This is a genomic window from Enterobacter sp. RHBSTW-00318 (assembly GCF_014101375.1).
Taxonomy (GTDB): domain Bacteria; phylum Pseudomonadota; class Gammaproteobacteria; order Enterobacterales; family Enterobacteriaceae; genus Enterobacter; species Enterobacter ludwigii.
This window is the reverse complement of the sequence record NZ_JABXQH010000001.1, coordinates 1,397,389-1,415,996: the sequence shown is the minus strand read 5'-3', so window position 1 is coordinate 1,415,996 and position 18,608 is coordinate 1,397,389. Positions and strand designations below refer to the sequence as shown.

Sequence of the window (18,608 nt, the reverse complement as noted above, 5' to 3'; positions counted from 1 at the left end):
CTTAAGGGATCACGATGCAGAACGGCGCAATGAAAGCCTGGCTGGACTCTTCTTACCTCTCTGGTTCAAACCAGAGCTGGATAGAACAGCTCTATGAAGACTTCTTAACCGATCCTGACTCAGTGGACGCAAACTGGCGTTCCATGTTCCAGCAGTTACCTGGCACTGGAGTCAAACCGGATCAATTCCATTCCAAAACACGTGATTATTTCCGTCGTCTGGCGAAGGATGCCTCACGTTACTCTTCTGCGATTTCCGACCCTGACACCAATGCGAAGCAGGTTAAAGTCCTGCAGCTTATCAACGCTTATCGCTTCCGTGGTCACCAGCATGCGAATCTCGATCCGCTGGGACTGTGGAAACAAGATCGTGTGGCGGATCTCGATCCGGCGTATCACGATCTGACCGAGGCCGATTTCCAGGAAAGCTTTAACGTAGGTTCCTTTGCCATCGGCAAAGACACGATGAAGTTGGGCGAGCTGATTGACGCGCTCAAGCAAACCTACTGCGGCTCCATCGGCGCGGAATATATGCACATCACCTCTACAGAAGAGAAACGCTGGATCCAGCAGCGCATCGAATCTGTGGCGGGCCACGCGAATTTCTCTGCTGAAGAGAAAAAACGCTTCCTCAGCGAACTGACCGCAGCAGAAGGCCTTGAGCGCTATCTGGGCGCGAAATTCCCGGGTGCGAAACGCTTCTCGCTGGAAGGCGGCGACGCGCTGGTACCTATGCTGAAAGAGCTGATTCGTCACGCGGGCAAAAGCGGTACCCGTGAAGTGGTGCTGGGTATGGCGCACCGCGGTCGTCTGAACGTACTGGTCAACGTGCTGGGTAAAAAACCGCAGGACCTGTTCGACGAATTCGCGGGCAAACATAAAGAACACCTCGGCACCGGTGACGTGAAGTACCACATGGGCTTCTCGTCTGATATCGAAACCGAAGGCGGTCTGGTTCACCTGGCGCTGGCGTTTAACCCGTCACACCTGGAAATCGTGAGCCCGGTGGTTATCGGTTCTGTGCGTGCGCGTCTGGATCGTCTGGACGAGCCGAGCAGCAACAAAGTTCTGCCAATCACCATTCACGGTGACGCGGCGGTCACAGGGCAGGGCGTGGTTCAGGAAACGCTGAACATGTCCAAGGCGCGTGGTTACGAAGTGGGCGGTACCGTTCGCATTGTTATCAACAACCAGGTGGGCTTCACGACCTCTAACCCACTGGATGCGCGTTCTACCCCGTACTGCACCGACATCGGTAAGATGGTTCAGGCGCCAATCTTCCACGTTAACGCGGATGACCCTGAAGCCGTGGCGTTCGTTACCCGTCTGGCGCTGGACTACCGTAACACCTTCAAACGCGATGTGTTCATCGACCTGTTCTGCTACCGCCGTCATGGCCACAACGAAGCTGACGAGCCAAGTGCAACGCAGCCGCTGATGTATCAGAAAATCAAAAAACACCCGACGCCACGCAAAATCTATGCTGACAAGCTGGAAGGCGACAACGTGACGACGCTGGAAGATGCGACCGAAATGGTCAACCTCTACCGCGACGCGCTGGATGCGGGTGAATGCGTAGTGAAAGAGCTGCGCCCGATGAACATGCACTCCTTTACCTGGTCGCCGTACCTCAATCACGAGTGGGATGAGAGCTACCCGAACAAGGTAGAGATGAAGCGCCTGCAGGAGCTGGCTAAACGTATCAGCACCGTACCAGACGCTATCGAGATGCAGTCTCGCGTAGCGAAAATTTATGCTGACCGTCAATCAATGGCGGCGGGCGAGAAGCTGTTCGACTGGGGCGGGGCGGAAACACTGGCTTACGCAACGCTGGTTGATGAAGGCATTCCTGTTCGTCTGTCCGGTGAAGATGCGGGCCGTGGCACCTTCTTCCACCGTCACGCGGTTGTTCACAACCAGACTAACGGTTCAACCTATACTCCGCTGCAGCATGTCCATAACGGTCAGGGTCAGTTCAAGGTATGGGACTCCGTCCTGTCTGAAGAAGCGGTACTGGCATTCGAATACGGCTACGCCACTGCGGAACCGCGCACCCTGACTATCTGGGAAGCGCAGTTCGGTGACTTCGCCAACGGTGCCCAGGTCGTTATCGACCAGTTCATCTCGTCCGGCGAGCAGAAATGGGGCCGTATGTGTGGCCTGGTGATGCTGCTGCCACACGGTTACGAAGGTCAGGGTCCGGAGCACTCCTCCGCCCGTCTGGAACGTTATCTGCAGCTCTGTGCTGAGCAGAACATGCAGGTCTGCGTGCCGTCCACTCCGGCTCAGGTCTACCACATGCTGCGTCGTCAGGCGCTGCGCGGTATGCGCCGTCCGCTGGTGGTTATGTCGCCAAAATCCCTGCTGCGCCACCCGCTGGCGGTGTCCAGCCTGGACGAACTGGCGAACGGCACCTTCCTGCCTGCCATCGGTGAGGTTGACGAACTGGATCCGCAGGCCGTTAAGCGTGTTGTGATGTGTTCTGGTAAGGTTTATTACGACCTGCTGGAACAGCGCCGTAAGAACGACCAGAAAGATGTCGCCATCGTGCGTATCGAACAGCTTTATCCATTCCCGCACCAGGCGGTGCAGGAAGCGTTGAAACCGTATGCTCACGTGCATGATTTTGTCTGGTGCCAGGAAGAGCCGCTTAACCAGGGCGCCTGGTACTGCAGTCAGCATCATTTCCGTGAAGTCATTCCATTTGGGTCTGCCCTGCGTTATGCAGGTCGCCCGGCCTCCGCCTCTCCGGCGGTAGGGTATATGTCCGTTCACCAGAAGCAGCAACAAGATCTGGTCAATGACGCGCTGAACGTCGATTAATTAAAGGATACATAATGAGTAGCGTAGATATTCTTGTTCCCGACCTGCCTGAGTCCGTAGCAGATGCGACCGTCGCCACCTGGCACAAAAAACCGGGCGATAGCGTTAAGCGCGATGAAGTGCTGGTAGAAATCGAAACTGACAAAGTGGTACTGGAAGTACCGGCTTCAGCGGATGGCATTCTGGATGCAGTCCTGGAAGACGAAGGGACAACCGTAACCTCCCGTCAGATCCTGGGTCGCCTGCGTGAAGGCAACAGCGCGGGCAAAGAGTCCAGCGCGAAGTCTGACGAAAAAGCGTCTACCCCAGCCCAGCGTCAGCAGGCCTCTCTGGAAGAGCAGACTAACGACGCGCTCAGCCCGGCGATCCGTCGCCTGCTGGCCGAGCACAACCTGGATGCGGCTGCCATTAAAGGCACCGGTGTCGGTGGTCGTCTGACCCGTGAAGATATCGAGAAGCACCTGGCGAAAGCCCCTGCTCAGGCAGAAGCTAAAGCGCCAGCAGCGGCAGCGGCGCCGGCAGCACAGCCTGCGCTGGGTGCCCGTAGCGAAAAACGCGTGCCGATGACTCGCCTGCGTAAGCGTGTGGCTGAGCGTCTGCTGGAAGCGAAAAACTCCACCGCGATGCTGACCACCTTCAACGAAGTGAATATGAAGCCAATCATGGACCTGCGTAAGCAGTACGGTGACGCGTTTGAAAAACGTCACGGTATCCGTCTGGGCTTTATGTCCTTCTACGTGAAAGCGGTTGTTGAAGCGCTGAAACGCTACCCGGAAGTTAACGCCTCTATCGATGGCGATGACGTGGTTTACCACAACTACTTCGACGTCAGCATGGCAGTCTCTACGCCACGTGGTCTGGTTACCCCTGTTCTGCGTGATGTCGATACTCTGGGTATGGCTGACATCGAGAAAAAGATTAAAGAGCTGGCTGTAAAAGGTCGCGACGGCAAGCTGACCGTAGACGATCTGACCGGCGGTAACTTCACCATTACCAACGGCGGCGTTTTCGGTTCACTGATGTCTACCCCGATCATCAACCCGCCGCAGAGCGCGATCCTGGGTATGCATGCCATTAAAGATCGTCCAATGGCGGTAGACGGCAAAGTGGAGATCCTGCCAATGATGTATCTGGCACTCTCTTACGATCACCGTCTGATCGACGGCCGCGAGTCCGTGGGCTTCCTGGTTGCCATTAAAGAGCTGCTGGAAGATCCAACGCGTCTGCTGCTGGACGTCTAGTTTTAGCAGTCTTGCCCGGCGGCGCGTTGTCTGCCGGGCCTACAAAAGCACTACCTAACGATTACCTGAAGGATGGATAGAACACATGAACTTACATGAATATCAGGCCAAACAGCTGTTTGCCCGGTATGGCTTACCGGCTCCGGTGGGTTATGCCTGTACTACCCCGCGTGAAGCAGAAGAAGCCGCATCTAAAATCGGTTCCGGCCCTTGGGTAGTTAAGTGTCAGGTTCACGCTGGTGGCCGTGGTAAAGCGGGCGGTGTGAAGGTTGTTAAGAGTAAAGAAGAGATTCGTGCGTTTGCTGAACATTGGCTCGGCAAGCGTCTGGTAACGTACCAGACAGATGCGAACGGTCAGCCTGTCAACCAGATCCTGGTTGAAGCTGCAACTGACATCGCGAAAGAACTGTACCTGGGCGCGGTTGTTGACCGTAGCTCCCGTCGTGTGGTGTTCATGGCGTCTACCGAAGGCGGCGTGGAAATCGAGAAAGTGGCAGAAGAGACGCCACACCTGATCCACAAAGTGGCGATCGATCCGCTGGCAGGCCCTATGCCTTACCAGGGCCGTGAGCTGGCGTTCAAACTGGGCCTGGAAGGCAAGCTGGTTCAGCAGTTCACCAAGATCTTCATGGGTCTGGCCACCATCTTCCTGGAGCGCGACCTGGCGCTGATCGAGATCAACCCGCTGGTCATCACCACTCAGGGCGACCTGATCTGCCTCGACGGCAAACTGGGCGCTGACGGCAACGCACTGTTCCGCCAGCCGGATCTGCGTGAAATGCGCGACCAGTCTCAGGAAGACCCGCGTGAAGCGCAGGCTGCACAGTGGGAACTGAACTACGTAGCGCTGGATGGCAACATCGGCTGCATGGTTAACGGCGCAGGCCTGGCGATGGGCACCATGGACATCGTTAAGCTGCACGGCGGTGAGCCTGCAAACTTCCTCGACGTGGGCGGTGGCGCAACCAAAGAGCGTGTAACCGAAGCGTTCAAAATCATCCTCTCTGACGACAACGTCAAAGCCGTGCTGGTTAACATCTTCGGCGGTATCGTGCGTTGCGACCTGATCGCAGACGGTATCATCGGTGCGGTAGAAGAAGTGGGTGTTAACGTCCCGGTTGTGGTGCGTCTGGAAGGTAACAACGCTGAACTCGGCGCGAAAAAACTGGCTGACAGCGGCCTGAATATTATTGCAGCGAAAAGTCTGACGGATGCAGCTCAGCAGGTTGTTGCCGCAGTGGAGGGGAAATAATGTCAGTTTTAATTAATAAAGATACCAAGGTTATCTGCCAGGGCTTCACCGGTAGCCAGGGGACTTTCCACTCCGAACAGGCGATTGCCTACGGCACGCAGATGGTTGGTGGCGTAACGCCAGGTAAAGGCGGCACCACGCACCTGGGCCTGCCGGTATTCAACACCGTGCGCGAAGCAGTTGAAGCGACGGGCGCGACCGCGACCGTTATCTACGTTCCGGCTCCGTTCTGCAAAGACTCGATTCTGGAAGCGATTGACGCGGGCATCAAGCTCATCATCACCATCACCGAAGGTATCCCGACGCTGGATATGCTGACCGTGAAAGTGAAGCTGGATGAAGCTGGCGTGCGCATGATCGGCCCGAACTGCCCGGGCGTTATCACCCCAGGCGAATGCAAAATCGGCATCATGCCGGGTCACATTCACAAACCGGGTAAAGTGGGTATCGTCTCCCGTTCCGGTACGCTGACCTATGAAGCGGTTAAGCAGACTACCGACTACGGTTTCGGCCAGTCCACCTGTGTGGGCATCGGTGGTGACCCCATCCCAGGTTCTAACTTCATTGATATCCTGAAAATGTTCCAGGAAGATCCGCAGACCGAAGCGATCGTGATGATCGGTGAAATCGGCGGTAGCGCAGAAGAAGAAGCGGCTGCGTATATCAAAGAACATGTGACCAAGCCGGTTGTCGGTTATATCGCAGGTGTGACAGCGCCGAAAGGTAAGCGTATGGGTCACGCAGGCGCGATTATCGCAGGCGGTAAAGGTACGGCTGATGAGAAATTCGCCGCGCTGGAAGCCGCAGGCGTGAAAACCGTTCGCAGCCTGGCGGATATCGGCGAAGCACTGAAATCCATCATTAAGTAAATCCTCTCTGCTCCCTGTAAAAGGGAGCGTTGAAGTAATAAGTGTCCGTTTCGACATGGTTGGCCGCTGTAAAGCGGCCTTTTTTAATGCCTGCGTTTCGCGACCAGCGTGAATTTGTAATCGTCGCTGTTAAACACGTTACGGCTGTATTCAAACACCCGCCCATCCTTCAGAAAGCCGCGTGACACCTTTTCCAGTATCGGTTTTGCCGGATCCAGCGCCAGCGCGTCGATCGCCTCCTGTGAGGGCATGATCGGAACCAGTTCCTGTTCACTGCGATCGATAACCATCTTCTTGATCTGTTCGATGTAGTGATATTTGGAATTTTCCATCACCTCCCAGGTGAGGTCGGCGAACATCGCCAGCGGCATCCACGTCTCTTCCAGATTCACCGGTTTTTGCTTAATAAAGCGCACCCGTTTGACATGCCACACTTTGTCATCCGGGCGAATGTTAAGCGTCTCAGCCAGTTTCACATCCGCTTTGATCACTTCGAATGTTTTTACGTCGCTGTGGGTATCGACGTTTCGGTCCGCCAGTTTTTCATAAAAGCCGGTAAGCTGATAAATGTCGTAATTGACGCGCTCCTCTTTCACATAGGAGCCGCTGCCCTGAATGCTCTCGATAATCTGCTCTTCAGTGAGGAGCTTCAGTGCCTGCCTCACCGTGACGCGACTGACGCTAAATGTCTCCTGCAGGCTGGATTCCGTCGGTAACGCATCACCGGGTTTTAACTCACCGGCGGTAATTTTCTCGCGAAGCGCATCCGCTATCTGCCGGTACATCGGTTTATTGCCCATGTCGTCTGCCTTCTAATACCTTTTCACGGAATTATGCCTCCAGCATAGAATTTGTAAATAATACAAATTAAATACAAATTATCGGTGTTAGTGAAAATGATCACATAAAGGTATCAGTTCGTCTGTCACAATCGATCCTGAACAATTACCCTTGAGTGTGAGGATCCTGATGAACCTGACGACCCTGACCCATCCCGACGCTGTCTGCGTGCAGGCGCAGTACACCAGTCGTGATGAAGCAATACGCCAGCTCACGATGCGGCTGGTGACGCTCGGCAAAATTACCGACGGCAATGCGTTTTTAACCGAAGTCTTTCATCGGGAATCGCTAGGCCCTACCGCGCTCGGCGAAGGGCTGGCAGTCCCGCATGGTAAATCAGCGGTGGTGAAAGAGGCGGCTTTTGCCGTAGCCACCCTGTGTGAACCGCTGAGCTGGGAAGGCGTGGATGGCCCGGAAAATGTCGAGCTGATTTTCCTGCTTGCCATTCCGCCGGCTGAAGCTGGCTCAACCCATATCCAGGTGCTGACGGAACTTACTTCTCGTCTGGCGGATGAAACTCTTCGGGCGCGCGTCATGGCGGCTACCACGGCAGCAGCGCTACTCGCCGCGCTGGACGATGTGCCACAGGAAGATGACGTTGTCGCGTTCGTGGATGCGCCAACCATCGTTTGTGTAACTGCATGCCCCGCCGGCATTGCGCATACCTATATGGCAGCTGAGTATCTGGAAAAAGCGGGGCGTAAGCTTGGCGTAAACGTGGTGGTGGAAAAGCAGGGGGCGAACGGTATCGAAGGGCGGTTGACCGCGCAGCAGTTACGCACTGCGCAGGCTTGTATCATTGCCGCAGAAGTGGCTCTCAAAGAGAGCGAGCGTTTTCAGGGCATCCCGACGCTGTCCGTGCCGGTCGCGGAACCGCTTCGCCATGCCGAAGCGCTTATTAAGCGTGCGTTGGCCTTACCCCCCGCGGGAACGGATCGCCAGGTGCACACCGGCAATGATGTGAGCAAGAGCCTTAAAACGGAGCTTAAGCAGGCCCTGCTCAGCGGTATTTCCTTTGCCGTGCCGCTAATTGTGGCGGGAGGCACGGTGCTGGCCGTCGCGGTATTGCTGGCACAGATGTTGGGATTACAGCATCTGTTTGAGCAAGAGAACTCATGGCTGTGGATGTATCGCAAACTCGGCGGGGGGATGTTAGGCACGTTAATGGTGCCGGTGCTGGCCGCGTATACCGCCTACTCGCTGGCAGATAAACCTGCTCTGGCGCCGGGTTTTGCGGCCGGTCTTGCCGCCAATATGATCGGTTCAGGTTTTTTAGGGGCGATTGCAGGTGGCCTGATTGCCGGCTATCTGATGCGCTGGGTGAAAAACCATATCCGTCTGAGTCAGCGTTATAACGGCTTTTTAACCTATTACCTCTACCCGGTGCTTGGCGTGCTGGGCGTGGGCAGCCTGATGCTGTTCGTGATCGGCGAGCCGGTCGCGTGGATCAACACCTCCCTCACGGCATGGCTTAACGGGCTCTCCGGTGCCAATGCGTTGCTACTGGGTACTCTGCTCGGTTTTATGTGCTCGTTCGATTTGGGGGGACCGGTCAACAAAGCGGCCTATGCGTTCTGTCTGGGGGCGATGGCCAACGGCGTTTACGGGCCGTATGCCATTTTTGCTTCCGTCAAAATGGTCTCGGCTTTTACCGTCACGGCTTCAACCATGCTGGCACCGCATCTCTTTAAACCGTTTGAAATCGAAACCGGCAAGTCGACGTGGCTACTGGGCCTTGCGGGCATCACCGAAGGGGCAATTCCGATGGCCATTGAAGATCCGCTGCGGGTGATTGGCTCGTTTGTTGTTGGCTCGATGGCAACAGGGGCGATTATCGGTGCAATGGGTATCGGGTTGTCTACGCCGGGGGCGGGCATCTTCTCTCTCTTTTTACTGCATGACGCGGGGATGGGTGGCGCGATCGCGGCGGCAGGCTGGTTTGGCGCAGCGCTGGGGGGAACGATGCTCTCTACGCTCATCTTACTGTTCTGGCGACGTCAGGGCGTAAAAAAAGGCAAATACCTGACGGAAGACGTCACGCCATAAATTCACTTACAGGAAACGAAGATGAAAGCTGTATCTCGCGTTCATATCACGCCACATATGCACTGGGACCGTGAGTGGTATTTCACCACCGAAGCGTCGCGGATCCTTTTGGTCAATAACATGGAGGAGATCCTGACCCGTCTGGAGCAGGACGAAGAGTATAAATACTACGTTCTCGATGGACAGACCGCGGTACTGGAGGATTACTTCGCCGTTGTGCCGGAAAACCGGCCCCGGGTAAAAGCGCTGGTTGAGCGCGGAAAGCTGATTATCGGGCCGTGGTATACCCAGACCGACACCACGATAGTCAGCGGCGAATCGATCGTTCGCAACCTGATGTACGGGATGCGCGACTGCATGGAATTCGGTGAGCCGATGAAAATAGGGTATCTGCCGGATTCGTTTGGCATGTCCGGGCAACTTCCGCATATCTATAACGGCTTTGGTATCACCCGCACGCTGTTCTGGCGCGGATGTTCTGAGCGTCACGGCACCGATAAAACAGAATTTTTATGGCAGAGCGCAGACGGCAGCGAAGTCACGGCGCAGGTACTACCGCTGGGCTACGCGATTGGTAAGTACTTACCGGAGGATGAAGCGGGGCTGCGTAAACGGCTCGATACCTGGCTTACATTGCTGGAGAACGCTTCCGTGACGAAAGAGATTCTGCTGCCTAACGGTCACGACCAGATGCCCCTCCAGCAGAACATTTTCGCGGTGATGGATACCCTTCGAAAGATGTACCCGCAGCGGAAATTTGTGATGAGCCGGTTCGAGGAGGTCTTTGAACATACTGAAGCGCACCGTGACGAACTGGCGACGCTGAAAGGGGAGTTTATCGACGGCAAATACATGCGTGTACACCGGACAATCGGCTCCACACGGATGGACATCAAAATTGCCCACGCCCGCATTGAAAACAAAATCGTGAATATCCTCGAACCGCTGGCGGTGCTCGCCTGGATGCTTGGCTTCGAGTATCACCACGGTTTGCTGGAGAAAATGTGGAAAGAGATCCTCAAGAATCATGCTCACGACAGCATTGGCTGCTGCTGCAGCGACAAAGTGCATCGTGAGATTATGGCCCGGTTTGCGCTCGCTGAAGACATGGCCGATAACCTCACGCGCTTCTCGATGCGCAAGATTGTCGACAATATGCCGCAAAGCGAGGCCGACAAGCTGGTGATGTTCAATCTGATGCCCTGGCCCCGTGAAGAGGTGATTAACACCACCCTTCGTCTGCGCGCGAGCCAGTTCCGGTTGCGGGATAATAAAGGTAATGAGATCCCCTGTTTTATTCGCAGCGCCCGGGAAATTGACCCGGGGCTGATTGATCGGCAAATCGTGCACTATGGTAATTACGATCCGTTTATGGAGTTTGATATCCAAATCTGTCAGATCCTGCCCGCGATGGGATACCGCACGCTTTACATCGAGCCCCAGGCTCCTGAAAAGAGGCTTCCCGCGAGGGCAAAAACGGATGCTCTGCTGGAAAATGCCTTCTGGCAAATTGATATAAATGACGATGGCACGCTGCGCCTGCGTGATAAAGAATCCGGACTTATTTATGACCGCGTACTGGAAATTGAAGAGGGGTCGGATGATGGCGATGAGTACGACTACTCGCCATCCCGGGAAGAGTGGCGGCTCACTTCAGCGCACGGGCAGCATCATGTTGAGGTGATACAGGAAGCCTGGCAGAGCAGGGCGGTGATCCAGCATCTTATCGCCGTTCCGGCAAACCTGGCCGAGCGGTCGGCCCGCCTGCGCAATGGCGCTCTTGCGGTGGAATTTGAGGTCACTCTCAGCCATAACAGCAGGCGTGTAGATGTTGTGGCGCGTCTGGATAATCAGGCTGACGATCACCGGGTCCGTGTGCTTATCCCGACGCCGTTTATGACGGAGCAGGTACTGTCAGATACGCAGTTTGGCTCCATAACGCGCCCGGTTCGCGATGACGCAATGGCTAACTGGCAAGAAGAGGGCTGGAAAGAAGCACCGGTTCCCGTCTGGAATTTACTTAACTACGCCGTGCTGCAGCAGGAACGAAACGGGCTCGCCCTGTTCACAGAAGGGTTACGCGAATTTGAAGTGGTGGGGGAGGCGGAAAAAGCGTTTGCTCTGACCCTTTTACGCGGTGTGGGCGTGCTGGGAAAGGAAGATTTGCTGTTGCGCCCGGGCCGACCGTCCGGCATAAAAATGGCCGTTCCGGACTCGCAGCTTCGGGGCCGGCTCGACTGCCGTTTTAGCCTTCTGAGTTTTAGCGGCTCTCCCGAGAACGCCGGCGTTGCTCAGCAGGCGAAAGCGTGGCTTACCCCCGTCCAGTGTTATAACAAAATCCCCTGGGATGCCATGAAACTTAACCGTGCGCCGTTCAGCACGCCGGACAGATACAGCCTGCTGACCCTTTCGCCGACAGGCTGTGTTATGAGCGCGATAAAAAAGGCGGAGGATCGGGACGCGCTTATCCTTCGTCTGTTTAATCCGTCGGAATCTGTGTCCTGTGATGCCTCTTTATCGTGGAATCAGGCGCTTAAAGGCTGTTGCGAGACGGATTTAAATGAACAGGTGCTGGCAGGCAGGGGAGAAGAAAAGGGCATTACGGGCCTGTTCAGGCCTGGGCAATCGCGGACTTTTAGCCTGAAAACGGAAAGGTAGCGTCTGAAGTGAACAAAAGGCTGCGCGCAGGGCAGCCTTTTTTATTGAATAGTCACATTGTGGTGTTAATTTTAAGCGTGTCGCAGGTAAAATAAATGTAATTATCTGCGGCTATCGTCGCACAATGGAAAAAAAACGCGCTGACGACTACCTTTATACGTTAACGCGAATGTAAAGATGCGTTGTTCTTCAGCGTTAAAATAAATCACGTTTGTTTATATTCTTTCTTGCTTTTGATAACTCCAAATATCTCGTCGTACACATAGCATTAACAAGGTTTTTACCATTCACACCACATTTAAACATGGTTAACAGAATCGGTGCTTTTTGATTTAAATCAAAGTTTAATCCTTGGAAAAAGGTGTCGAAAGGCGGTAAATTGTCCCCGATCAAAATGGCTGAAAAGTGGTAATTTTGCTATAAATTGATCGCCGTCGAAAAAACGTAAATGTGATTCAATAAAAACCTGTTTATTGTAAGGGTTTTGCAGCGTATTATATTTACGGGATCAATTTGAGTTTTTTATTAACGTATTTGTAACCTATCGTCATTGCTTTTATCCTTTCTCAGGCTAAGCGCGACGACATGGATGCGAATAATTTGTATTGGGGCATGTGTGTGAATCCTTTTCTAACGGGGTTCACTCTCGGAGTCTTCATGCGATGAGCAAGGAGTCATGATGTTAGATATAGTCGAACTGTCGCGCTTACAGTTTGCCTTGACCGCGATGTACCACTTCCTGTTTGTGCCACTAACGCTCGGTATGGCGTTCCTGCTGGCCATCATGGAAACGGTCTACGTCCTCTCCGGCAAACAGATTTATAAAGATATGACCAAGTTCTGGGGCAAGTTGTTTGGTATCAACTTTGCACTGGGCGTGGCTACCGGTTTGACCATGGAGTTCCAGTTCGGGACTAACTGGTCTTACTATTCTCACTACGTTGGGGATATCTTCGGTGCGCCGCTGGCCATTGAAGGTCTGATGGCCTTCTTCCTCGAATCCACCTTTGTAGGTCTGTTCTTCTTCGGTTGGGACCGTCTGGGCAAAGTCCAGCATATGGCGGTGACCTGGCTGGTGGCACTCGGTTCGAACCTGTCCGCACTGTGGATCCTGGTCGCGAACGGCTGGATGCAGAACCCTATCGCGTCTGATTTCAACTTCGAAACCATGCGTATGGAGATGGTCAGCTTTGCCGAGCTGGTGCTGAACCCGGTCGCACAGGTTAAATTCGTTCACACCGTGGCGTCTGGCTATGTGTGCGGCGCGATGTTTGTACTGGGCATCAGCTCTTACTACATGCTGCGTGGTCGTGACTTCGCGTTTGCTAAGCGCTCCTTTGCTATCGCTGCAAGCTTCGGTATGGCTGCAATCCTCTCTGTTATCGTGCTGGGTGATGAATCTGGTTACGAAATGGGTGACGTGCAGAAAACCAAACTGGCCGCTATCGAAGCCGAATGGGAAACCCAACCCGCGCCTGCTGCCTTTACTCTGTTCGGTGTTCCCGACCAGGATGCACAGGAAAACCGCTTCGCCATTCAAATTCCTTACGCGCTCGGCATCATTGCCACCCGCTCCGTCGACAAGCAGGTGACGGGTCTGAAAGAGCTGATGGTGCAGCATGAAGGCCGTATCCGTAACGGTATGAAAGCCTACGCGCTGCTGGAGCAGCTGCGTGCGGGTTCTACCGACCAGGCCGTGCGTGACCAGTTCAACGATGTGAAGAAAGATCTGGGTTACGGTCTGCTGCTGAAACGCTATACCCCGAACGTCTCCGACGCGACGGAAGCGCAGATCCAGATGGCGACCAAAGACTCCATTCCACGCGTGGCGCCACTGTACTTCGCATTCCGTATCATGGTGGGCTGCGGCATCATCATGCTACTGATCATTGCGGCGTCCTTCTGGTCCGTGATTCGTAACCGCATCGGTGAGAAAAAATGGCTGCTGCGTACCGCGCTGTATGGTATCCCACTGCCGTGGATTGCTATCGAATCCGGCTGGTTTGTAGCGGAATATGGCCGTCAGCCATGGGCGATCGGTGAGGTGCTGCCAACGGCGGTAGCGAACTCCTCTCTGACTGCAGGCGATCTGATCTTCTCCATGCTGCTGATTTGTGGTCTGTACACCCTGTTCCTGGTGGCTGAACTGTTCCTGATGTTCAAGTTCGCGCGCCTTGGCCCAAGCAGCCTGAAAACCGGTCGCTATCACTACGAGCAGTCCGGTGCGACTACTCAGCCGGCACGCTAAGACAGGAGTCATCAAATGATCGATTATGAAGTATTGCGTTTTATCTGGTGGCTGCTGGTCGGTATTCTGCTGATCGGTTTCGCAGTCACTGACGGTTTCGACATGGGGGTGGGGATGCTCACCCGTTTCCTCGGTCGTAATGACACCGAGCGTCGAATCATGATTAACTCCATCGCCCCGCACTGGGACGGTAACCAGGTGTGGCTGATCACCGCAGGCGGCGCGCTGCTCGCTGCCTGGCCGATGGTCTATGCGGCTGCGTTCTCCGGTTTCTATGTGGCGATGATTCTGGTGCTGGCTTCTTTATTCTTCCGTCCGGTTGGTTTCGACTACCGTTCCAAGATTGAAGACACCCGCTGGCGCAACATGTGGGACTGGGGCATCTTCATTGGTAGCTTCGTTCCACCGCTGGTGATTGGCGTGGCGTTCGGTAACCTGCTGCAGGGTGTACCGTTCCACATCGATGAATATATGCGTCTTTACTACACCGGTAACTTCTTCCAGCTGCTGAATCCGTTTGGTCTGCTGGCAGGCGTGGTGAGTGTGGCAATGATCATTACTCAGGGTGCGACCTATCTGCAGATGCGTACCGTAGGTGAATTGCATCTTCGCTCTCGTGCAACGGCGCAGGTTGCTGCGCTTATTACCCTGGTGTGCTTCGCACTGGCCGGCGTATGGGTGATGTACGGTATCGACGGTTATGTCATTACGTCTGCAATTAACCACACGGCACCGTCTAACCCGCTGACGAAAGAAGTAGCACGTCAGGCTGGCGCGTGGCTGGTGAACTTCAACAATATGCCTGTTCTGTGGGCTATTCCGGCTCTGGGTGTGTTGCTGCCGCTGCTGACGATACTGACGTCACGTCTGGAAAAAGGTGCCCTGGCATTTGTATTTTCCTCACTGACGCTGGCGTGCATTATTCTGACTGCAGGTATCGCGATGTTCCCATTCGTCATGCCGTCCAGCACGATGATGAATGCAAGCCTGACCATGTGGGATGCAACGTCCAGCCAGCTGACGCTTAACCTGATGACGTATGTTGCTTGCGTGTTCGTACCGATTATCCTGCTGTACACCGCCTGGTGTTACTGGAAAATGTTCGGTCGTATCACGAAAGAAGATATTGAAAGCAACACTCATTCTCTGTACTAAGTAAGGAGCTGAATATGTGGTATTTCGCATGGATTTTAGGGACGCTTCTTGCCTGTGCATTTGGTGTCATTACTGCCCTGGCGCTTGAGCACGTCGAAGCGTCTAAAGCAGGTGAAGACAAACACTAATGAACATTATCGCGACGCTTTACGCGGTAATGGATAAGCGCCCGTTAAGGGCGCTTTCTTTAGTGATGGCATTACTGCTGGCAGGTTGTATCTTCTGGGACCCTTCGCGCTTTGCAGCGAAGACCAGCGAGCTTGAGATCTGGCACGGCTTCCTCATTATGTGGGCGGTGTGCGCAGGTGTGATCCACGGCGTAGGCTTTCGTCCGAAAGCGCTGCACTGGCAGGGGATTTTCTGCCCACTTATCGCCGATCTGGTGCTTCTCGCTGGCTTGATTTTCTTCTTCTTCTGAATAAGAAATGTCCGTTAATGATATGGGCTTACCCTGGCCCATAAAAATTTACTCTCCGTTTACTTTCTCCCATTCCAAACCATCTTTCCCGCGCGTATAGTAGCGAAGTTTAAAAGCTCTAACTTTTGTTGCATTACCGGGATGTAAAGTGAATACAACGCTGTTTCGATGGCCGGTTCGTGTCTATTACGAAGATACCGATGCCGGGGGTGTGGTTTACCACGCCAGCTACGTTGCTTTTTATGAACGGGCACGCACAGAGATGCTGCGCCATCATCACTTTAGTCAACAGGAGCTGTTGGCTGAGCGAGTTGCCTTCGTGGTTCGCAAGATGACGCTTGAGTATTTTGCGCCTGCCAGACTCGACGATATGCTCGAAGTCCAAACTGAAATTACATCAATGCGCGGAACCTCAATGGTTTTCACGCAGCGGATAGTCAATGCAGAAAATACGGTACTGAACTCAGCTGAAGTCCTGATCGTCTGTGTTGATCCAACCATAATGAAGCCTCGTGCGCTTCCTAAGTCTATTGTCGCGGAGTTTAAGCAGTGACTGACATGAATATCCTTGATTTGTTCCTGAAGGCAAGCCTTCTGGTTAAACTTATCATGTTGATTTTGATTGGTTTTTCAATCGCATCCTGGGCCATCATCATCCAGAGAACGCGTATCCTCAATGCGGCTGGCCGTGAAGCAGAAGCGTTTGAAGATAAGTTCTGGTCGGGTATTGAGCTTTCTCGTCTGTATCAGGAAAGCCAGGGACGCCGTGATAACCTCGTAGGCTCCGAACAGATTTTCTATAGCGGATTCAAAGAGTTTGCTCGTTTGCATCGGGCAAACAGCCACGCGCCCGAAGCGGTTGTGGAAGGTGCCTCGCGTGCGATGCGTATCTCCATGAATCGCGAGCTGGAAAACCTTGAAACGCATATTCCTTTCCTGGGGACCGTTGGTTCCATCAGCCCGTATATTGGTCTGTTTGGTACGGTCTGGGGGATTATGCACGCCTTTATCGCCCTGGGGGCGGTGAAGCAGGCGACGTTGCAGATGGTTGCCCCGGGTATTGCAGAAGCACTGATTGCGACCGCTATCGGTCTGTTTGCGGCGATCCCGGCGGTTATGGCTTACAACCGTCTGAACCAGCGCGTGAATAAACTGGAACTGAACTACGACAACTTTATGGAAGAGTTCACCGCGATTCTGCACCGTCAGGCGTTTACCAGTACCGAGAGTAACAAGGGGTAAACCATGGCCAGATCGCGTGGACGAAATCGTCGCGAGCTCAAGTCCGAAATCAATATCGTTCCACTGCTGGACGTTCTGTTGGTACTGCTGCTGATCTTCATGGCGACAGCACCCATCATTACCCAGAGCGTGGAGGTTGATCTGCCGGATGCGACAGAATCACAGGCGGTAAGCACCAATGACGATCCTCCGGTCATCATTGAGGTTTCCGGTGTAGGGCAATACAGCGTAGTGGTAGAAAAAGATCGTATGGATCAACTGCCACCTGAGCAGGTTATTGCTGAAGCGCAGCGACGCCTGGAGTCAAATCCGAAAACGGTCTTCTTAATCGGTGGCGCGAAAGACGTACCATACGATGAAATTATTAAAGCGCTGAACTTGCTACATAGCGCGGGCGTTAAGTCAGTTGGCTTAATGACTCAGCCTATTTGATCATCTGCGTAGTTTTTGGGAACCGATAGTGTCAAAGGCAACCGAACAGAACGACAAGCTTAAGCGAGCGATAATCGTCTCCGCAGTGCTGCACGTTATTCTTTTTGCAGTGCTGATCTGGAGTTCGTTCGACGAGCACATTGATGCATCATCGGGCGGCGGTGGAGGCTCTTCCATTGACGCCGTCATGGTGGATCCCGGTGCGGTAGTGCAGAGCTATAACCGCGAGCAACAGCAGAAGGCGAGTGCAAAACGGGCTGAAGAGCAGCGTGAAAAACAGGCGCAACAGCAAGCGGAAGAACTGCGTGAAAAGCAGGCCGCTGAGCAGGAGCGACTGAAGCAGCTTGAGAAAGAACGTTTGCAGGCGCAGGAAGCGGCGAAAGAGCAGGCGGAACAGCAGAAGCAAGCTGAAGAGGCCGCGAAGAAAGCTCAGGAACAGCAGAAGCAGGCGGAAGAGGCGGCAGCCAAAGCCGCGGCGGACGCGAAAGCACAAGCTGATGCTCAGGCAAAATTAGCGGCGGAAGCGGCGAAGAAAGCCGCAGCCGATGCTCAGAAGAAAGCTGAAGCGGAAGCGGCGAAGAAAGCCGCTGCTGATGCTCAGAAGAAAGCTGAAGCGGAAGCGGCAAAAAAAGCTGCTGCTGATGCTCAGAAAAAAGCTGAAGCGGAAGCCGCGAAGAAAGCCGCTCAGGAAGCAGAGAAGAAAGCTGCTGCCGATGCTGCGAAGAAAGCGGCTGCTGCCGAGAAGGCTGCAGCAGAAAAAGCGGCCGCTGCTGAAAAAGCCGCAGCAGAGAAGAAAGCCGCCGCCGAGAAAGCGGCTGCTGACAAAAAAGCTGCAGCAGAAAAAGCCGCTGCCGATAAGAAAGCTGCTGCAGAGAAAGCCGCCGCCAAAAAAGCGGCCGCCGCTGAGAAAGCCGCGGATGCCGCTGGCGTTGACGATCTCCTGGGCGACCTGAGTTCTGGTAAGAATGCGCCGAAAGCGGGCGGTGGTGCGAAAGGCAGTGGTCAGCCCTCTAAAGACAGTGGTACTTCTGGAGCCAATGGTGGGGCGACGGGTGCTGATATCAGCGCTTATGCTAAGCAAATTCAGGTTGCGATTCAGAACCGCCTGTTTGATGCAAGCATCTATCAGGGCAAACAATGTGTACTGCATATCAACCTTGCGCCAGACGGTAGGTTGAAAAGCGTGACCTCTGAAGGGGGCGATCCTGCGCTTTGTCAGGCAGCATTGGCCGCTGCAAGGTCGGCGAACATTCCTAAACCGCCTAGTGAGGCTGTTTATGAACGGATAAAAGATGCCAAACTGGACTTTAAACTGTAATCGACTGTCCTTACGGAAGTATGAAAAACAGTCTATTGTCCTAACGAGTGTTTAGTAGTTTTGTCTA

General features: G+C 54.1%; 15 protein-coding genes. 14 read left to right on the top strand and 1 reads right to left on the bottom strand.

Going from position 1 to position 18,608, the window contains the following annotated elements:
* Positions 1-14 precede the first annotated feature (14 nt).
* The 4 genes from sucA to sucD all read left to right on the top strand — a co-directional run bounded on the left by sucA (position 15) and on the right by sucD (position 6,184).
* Positions 15-2,822: a 2-oxoglutarate dehydrogenase E1 component gene (sucA, locus tag HV157_RS06965; RefSeq protein ID WP_014169171.1), complete on the top strand. Its 2,808-nt coding sequence runs from the start codon at positions 15-17 to the stop codon at positions 2,820-2,822.
* Positions 2,823-2,836: 14 nt separating this feature from the next.
* Entirely contained in the window at positions 2,837-4,063 is a 1,227-nt protein-coding gene (gene odhB / locus HV157_RS06960; protein ID WP_025204653.1) for a 2-oxoglutarate dehydrogenase complex dihydrolipoyllysine-residue succinyltransferase, read from the top strand.
* Between the two features lie 85 nt (positions 4,064-4,148).
* Complete coding sequence (gene sucC, locus HV157_RS06955; protein WP_006809579.1) at positions 4,149-5,315, top strand: ADP-forming succinate--CoA ligase subunit beta; 1,167 nt, start codon at positions 4,149-4,151, stop codon at positions 5,313-5,315.
* Complete coding sequence (sucD, locus tag HV157_RS06950; protein WP_014169173.1) at positions 5,315-6,184, top strand: succinate--CoA ligase subunit alpha; 870 nt, start codon at positions 5,315-5,317, stop codon at positions 6,182-6,184. Before sucC ends, sucD begins: the two co-directional genes overlap by 1 nt.
* A gap of 83 nt (positions 6,185-6,267) precedes the next feature.
* Here the strand turns inward: sucD and HV157_RS06945 are convergent, their stop codons facing one another.
* Positions 6,268-6,984, bottom strand: a complete 717-nt coding sequence (locus HV157_RS06945) for a GntR family transcriptional regulator (protein ID WP_014169175.1) — start codon at positions 6,982-6,984, stop codon at positions 6,268-6,270.
* 169 nt (positions 6,985-7,153) lie between these two features.
* Between HV157_RS06945 and mngA the strand changes: the two genes are divergently transcribed.
* The 10 genes from mngA to tolA all read left to right on the top strand — a co-directional run bounded on the left by mngA (position 7,154) and on the right by tolA (position 18,541).
* On the top strand, positions 7,154-9,070 hold the full coding sequence (gene mngA / locus HV157_RS06940; RefSeq protein WP_182268356.1) for a PTS 2-O-a-mannosyl-D-glycerate transporter subunit IIABC: 1,917 nt from the start codon (positions 7,154-7,156) through the stop codon (positions 9,068-9,070).
* 21 nt (positions 9,071-9,091) lie between these two features.
* Entirely contained in the window at positions 9,092-11,728 is a 2,637-nt protein-coding gene (gene mngB / locus HV157_RS06935) for a mannosylglycerate hydrolase (protein WP_182268357.1), read from the top strand.
* Positions 11,729-12,407: 679 nt separating this feature from the next.
* Complete coding sequence (gene cydA / locus HV157_RS06930) at positions 12,408-13,976, top strand: cytochrome ubiquinol oxidase subunit I (RefSeq protein WP_020884962.1); 1,569 nt, start codon at positions 12,408-12,410, stop codon at positions 13,974-13,976.
* A gap of 15 nt (positions 13,977-13,991) precedes the next feature.
* Complete coding sequence (gene cydB / locus HV157_RS06925) at positions 13,992-15,131, top strand: cytochrome d ubiquinol oxidase subunit II (RefSeq protein WP_182268358.1); 1,140 nt, start codon at positions 13,992-13,994, stop codon at positions 15,129-15,131.
* Between the two features lie 14 nt (positions 15,132-15,145).
* Positions 15,146-15,259 (top strand): cytochrome bd-I oxidase subunit CydX, encoded by a 114-nt coding sequence (gene cydX, locus HV157_RS06920; protein WP_014169181.1) that lies wholly within the window; start codon positions 15,146-15,148, stop codon positions 15,257-15,259.
* Positions 15,259-15,549 carry a cyd operon protein YbgE gene (ybgE, locus tag HV157_RS06915; RefSeq protein WP_020884961.1) on the top strand — a complete coding sequence of 97 codons (291 nt, stop codon included), beginning with the start codon at positions 15,259-15,261 and terminating at the stop codon, positions 15,547-15,549. Before cydX ends, ybgE begins: the two co-directional genes overlap by 1 nt.
* Positions 15,550-15,697: 148 nt before the next feature.
* Positions 15,698-16,102 (top strand): tol-pal system-associated acyl-CoA thioesterase, encoded by a 405-nt coding sequence (ybgC, locus tag HV157_RS06910; protein WP_014169183.1) that lies wholly within the window; start codon positions 15,698-15,700, stop codon positions 16,100-16,102.
* On the top strand, positions 16,099-16,791 hold the full coding sequence (tolQ, locus tag HV157_RS06905) for a Tol-Pal system protein TolQ (RefSeq protein WP_014169184.1): 693 nt from the start codon (positions 16,099-16,101) through the stop codon (positions 16,789-16,791). The genes ybgC and tolQ overlap by 4 nt, the downstream gene beginning before the upstream one ends.
* Positions 16,792-16,794: 3 nt before the next feature.
* Positions 16,795-17,223, top strand: coding sequence for a colicin uptake protein TolR (tolR, locus tag HV157_RS06900; RefSeq protein ID WP_014169185.1), 429 nt, complete (start codon positions 16,795-16,797; stop codon positions 17,221-17,223).
* Positions 17,224-17,251: 28 nt separating this feature from the next.
* Positions 17,252-18,541: a cell envelope integrity protein TolA gene (tolA, locus tag HV157_RS06895; RefSeq protein WP_182268359.1), complete on the top strand. Its 1,290-nt coding sequence runs from the start codon at positions 17,252-17,254 to the stop codon at positions 18,539-18,541.
* Positions 18,542-18,608: the final 67 nt, after the last annotated feature.

Coding starts and splice junctions, on each gene's coding strand:
- mngB (WP_182268357.1), top strand. CDS start 9,092: ATGAAAGCTGTATCTCGCGTTCATATCACGCCACATATGCACTGGGAC.
- odhB (WP_025204653.1), top strand. CDS start 2,837: ATGAGTAGCGTAGATATTCTTGTTCCCGACCTGCCTGAGTCCGTAGCA.
- cydX (WP_014169181.1), top strand. CDS start 15,146: ATGTGGTATTTCGCATGGATTTTAGGGACGCTTCTTGCCTGTGCATTT.
- mngA (WP_182268356.1), top strand. CDS start 7,154: ATGAACCTGACGACCCTGACCCATCCCGACGCTGTCTGCGTGCAGGCG.
- sucC (WP_006809579.1), top strand. CDS start 4,149: ATGAACTTACATGAATATCAGGCCAAACAGCTGTTTGCCCGGTATGGC.
- ybgE (WP_020884961.1), top strand. CDS start 15,259: ATGAACATTATCGCGACGCTTTACGCGGTAATGGATAAGCGCCCGTTA.
- sucA (WP_014169171.1), top strand. CDS start 15: ATGCAGAACGGCGCAATGAAAGCCTGGCTGGACTCTTCTTACCTCTCT.
- HV157_RS06945 (WP_014169175.1), bottom strand. CDS start 6,984: ATGGGCAATAAACCGATGTACCGGCAGATAGCGGATGCGCTTCGCGAG.
- cydA (WP_020884962.1), top strand. CDS start 12,408: ATGTTAGATATAGTCGAACTGTCGCGCTTACAGTTTGCCTTGACCGCG.
- sucD (WP_014169173.1), top strand. CDS start 5,315: ATGTCAGTTTTAATTAATAAAGATACCAAGGTTATCTGCCAGGGCTTC.
- tolR (WP_014169185.1), top strand. CDS start 16,795: ATGGCCAGATCGCGTGGACGAAATCGTCGCGAGCTCAAGTCCGAAATC.
- cydB (WP_182268358.1), top strand. CDS start 13,992: ATGATCGATTATGAAGTATTGCGTTTTATCTGGTGGCTGCTGGTCGGT.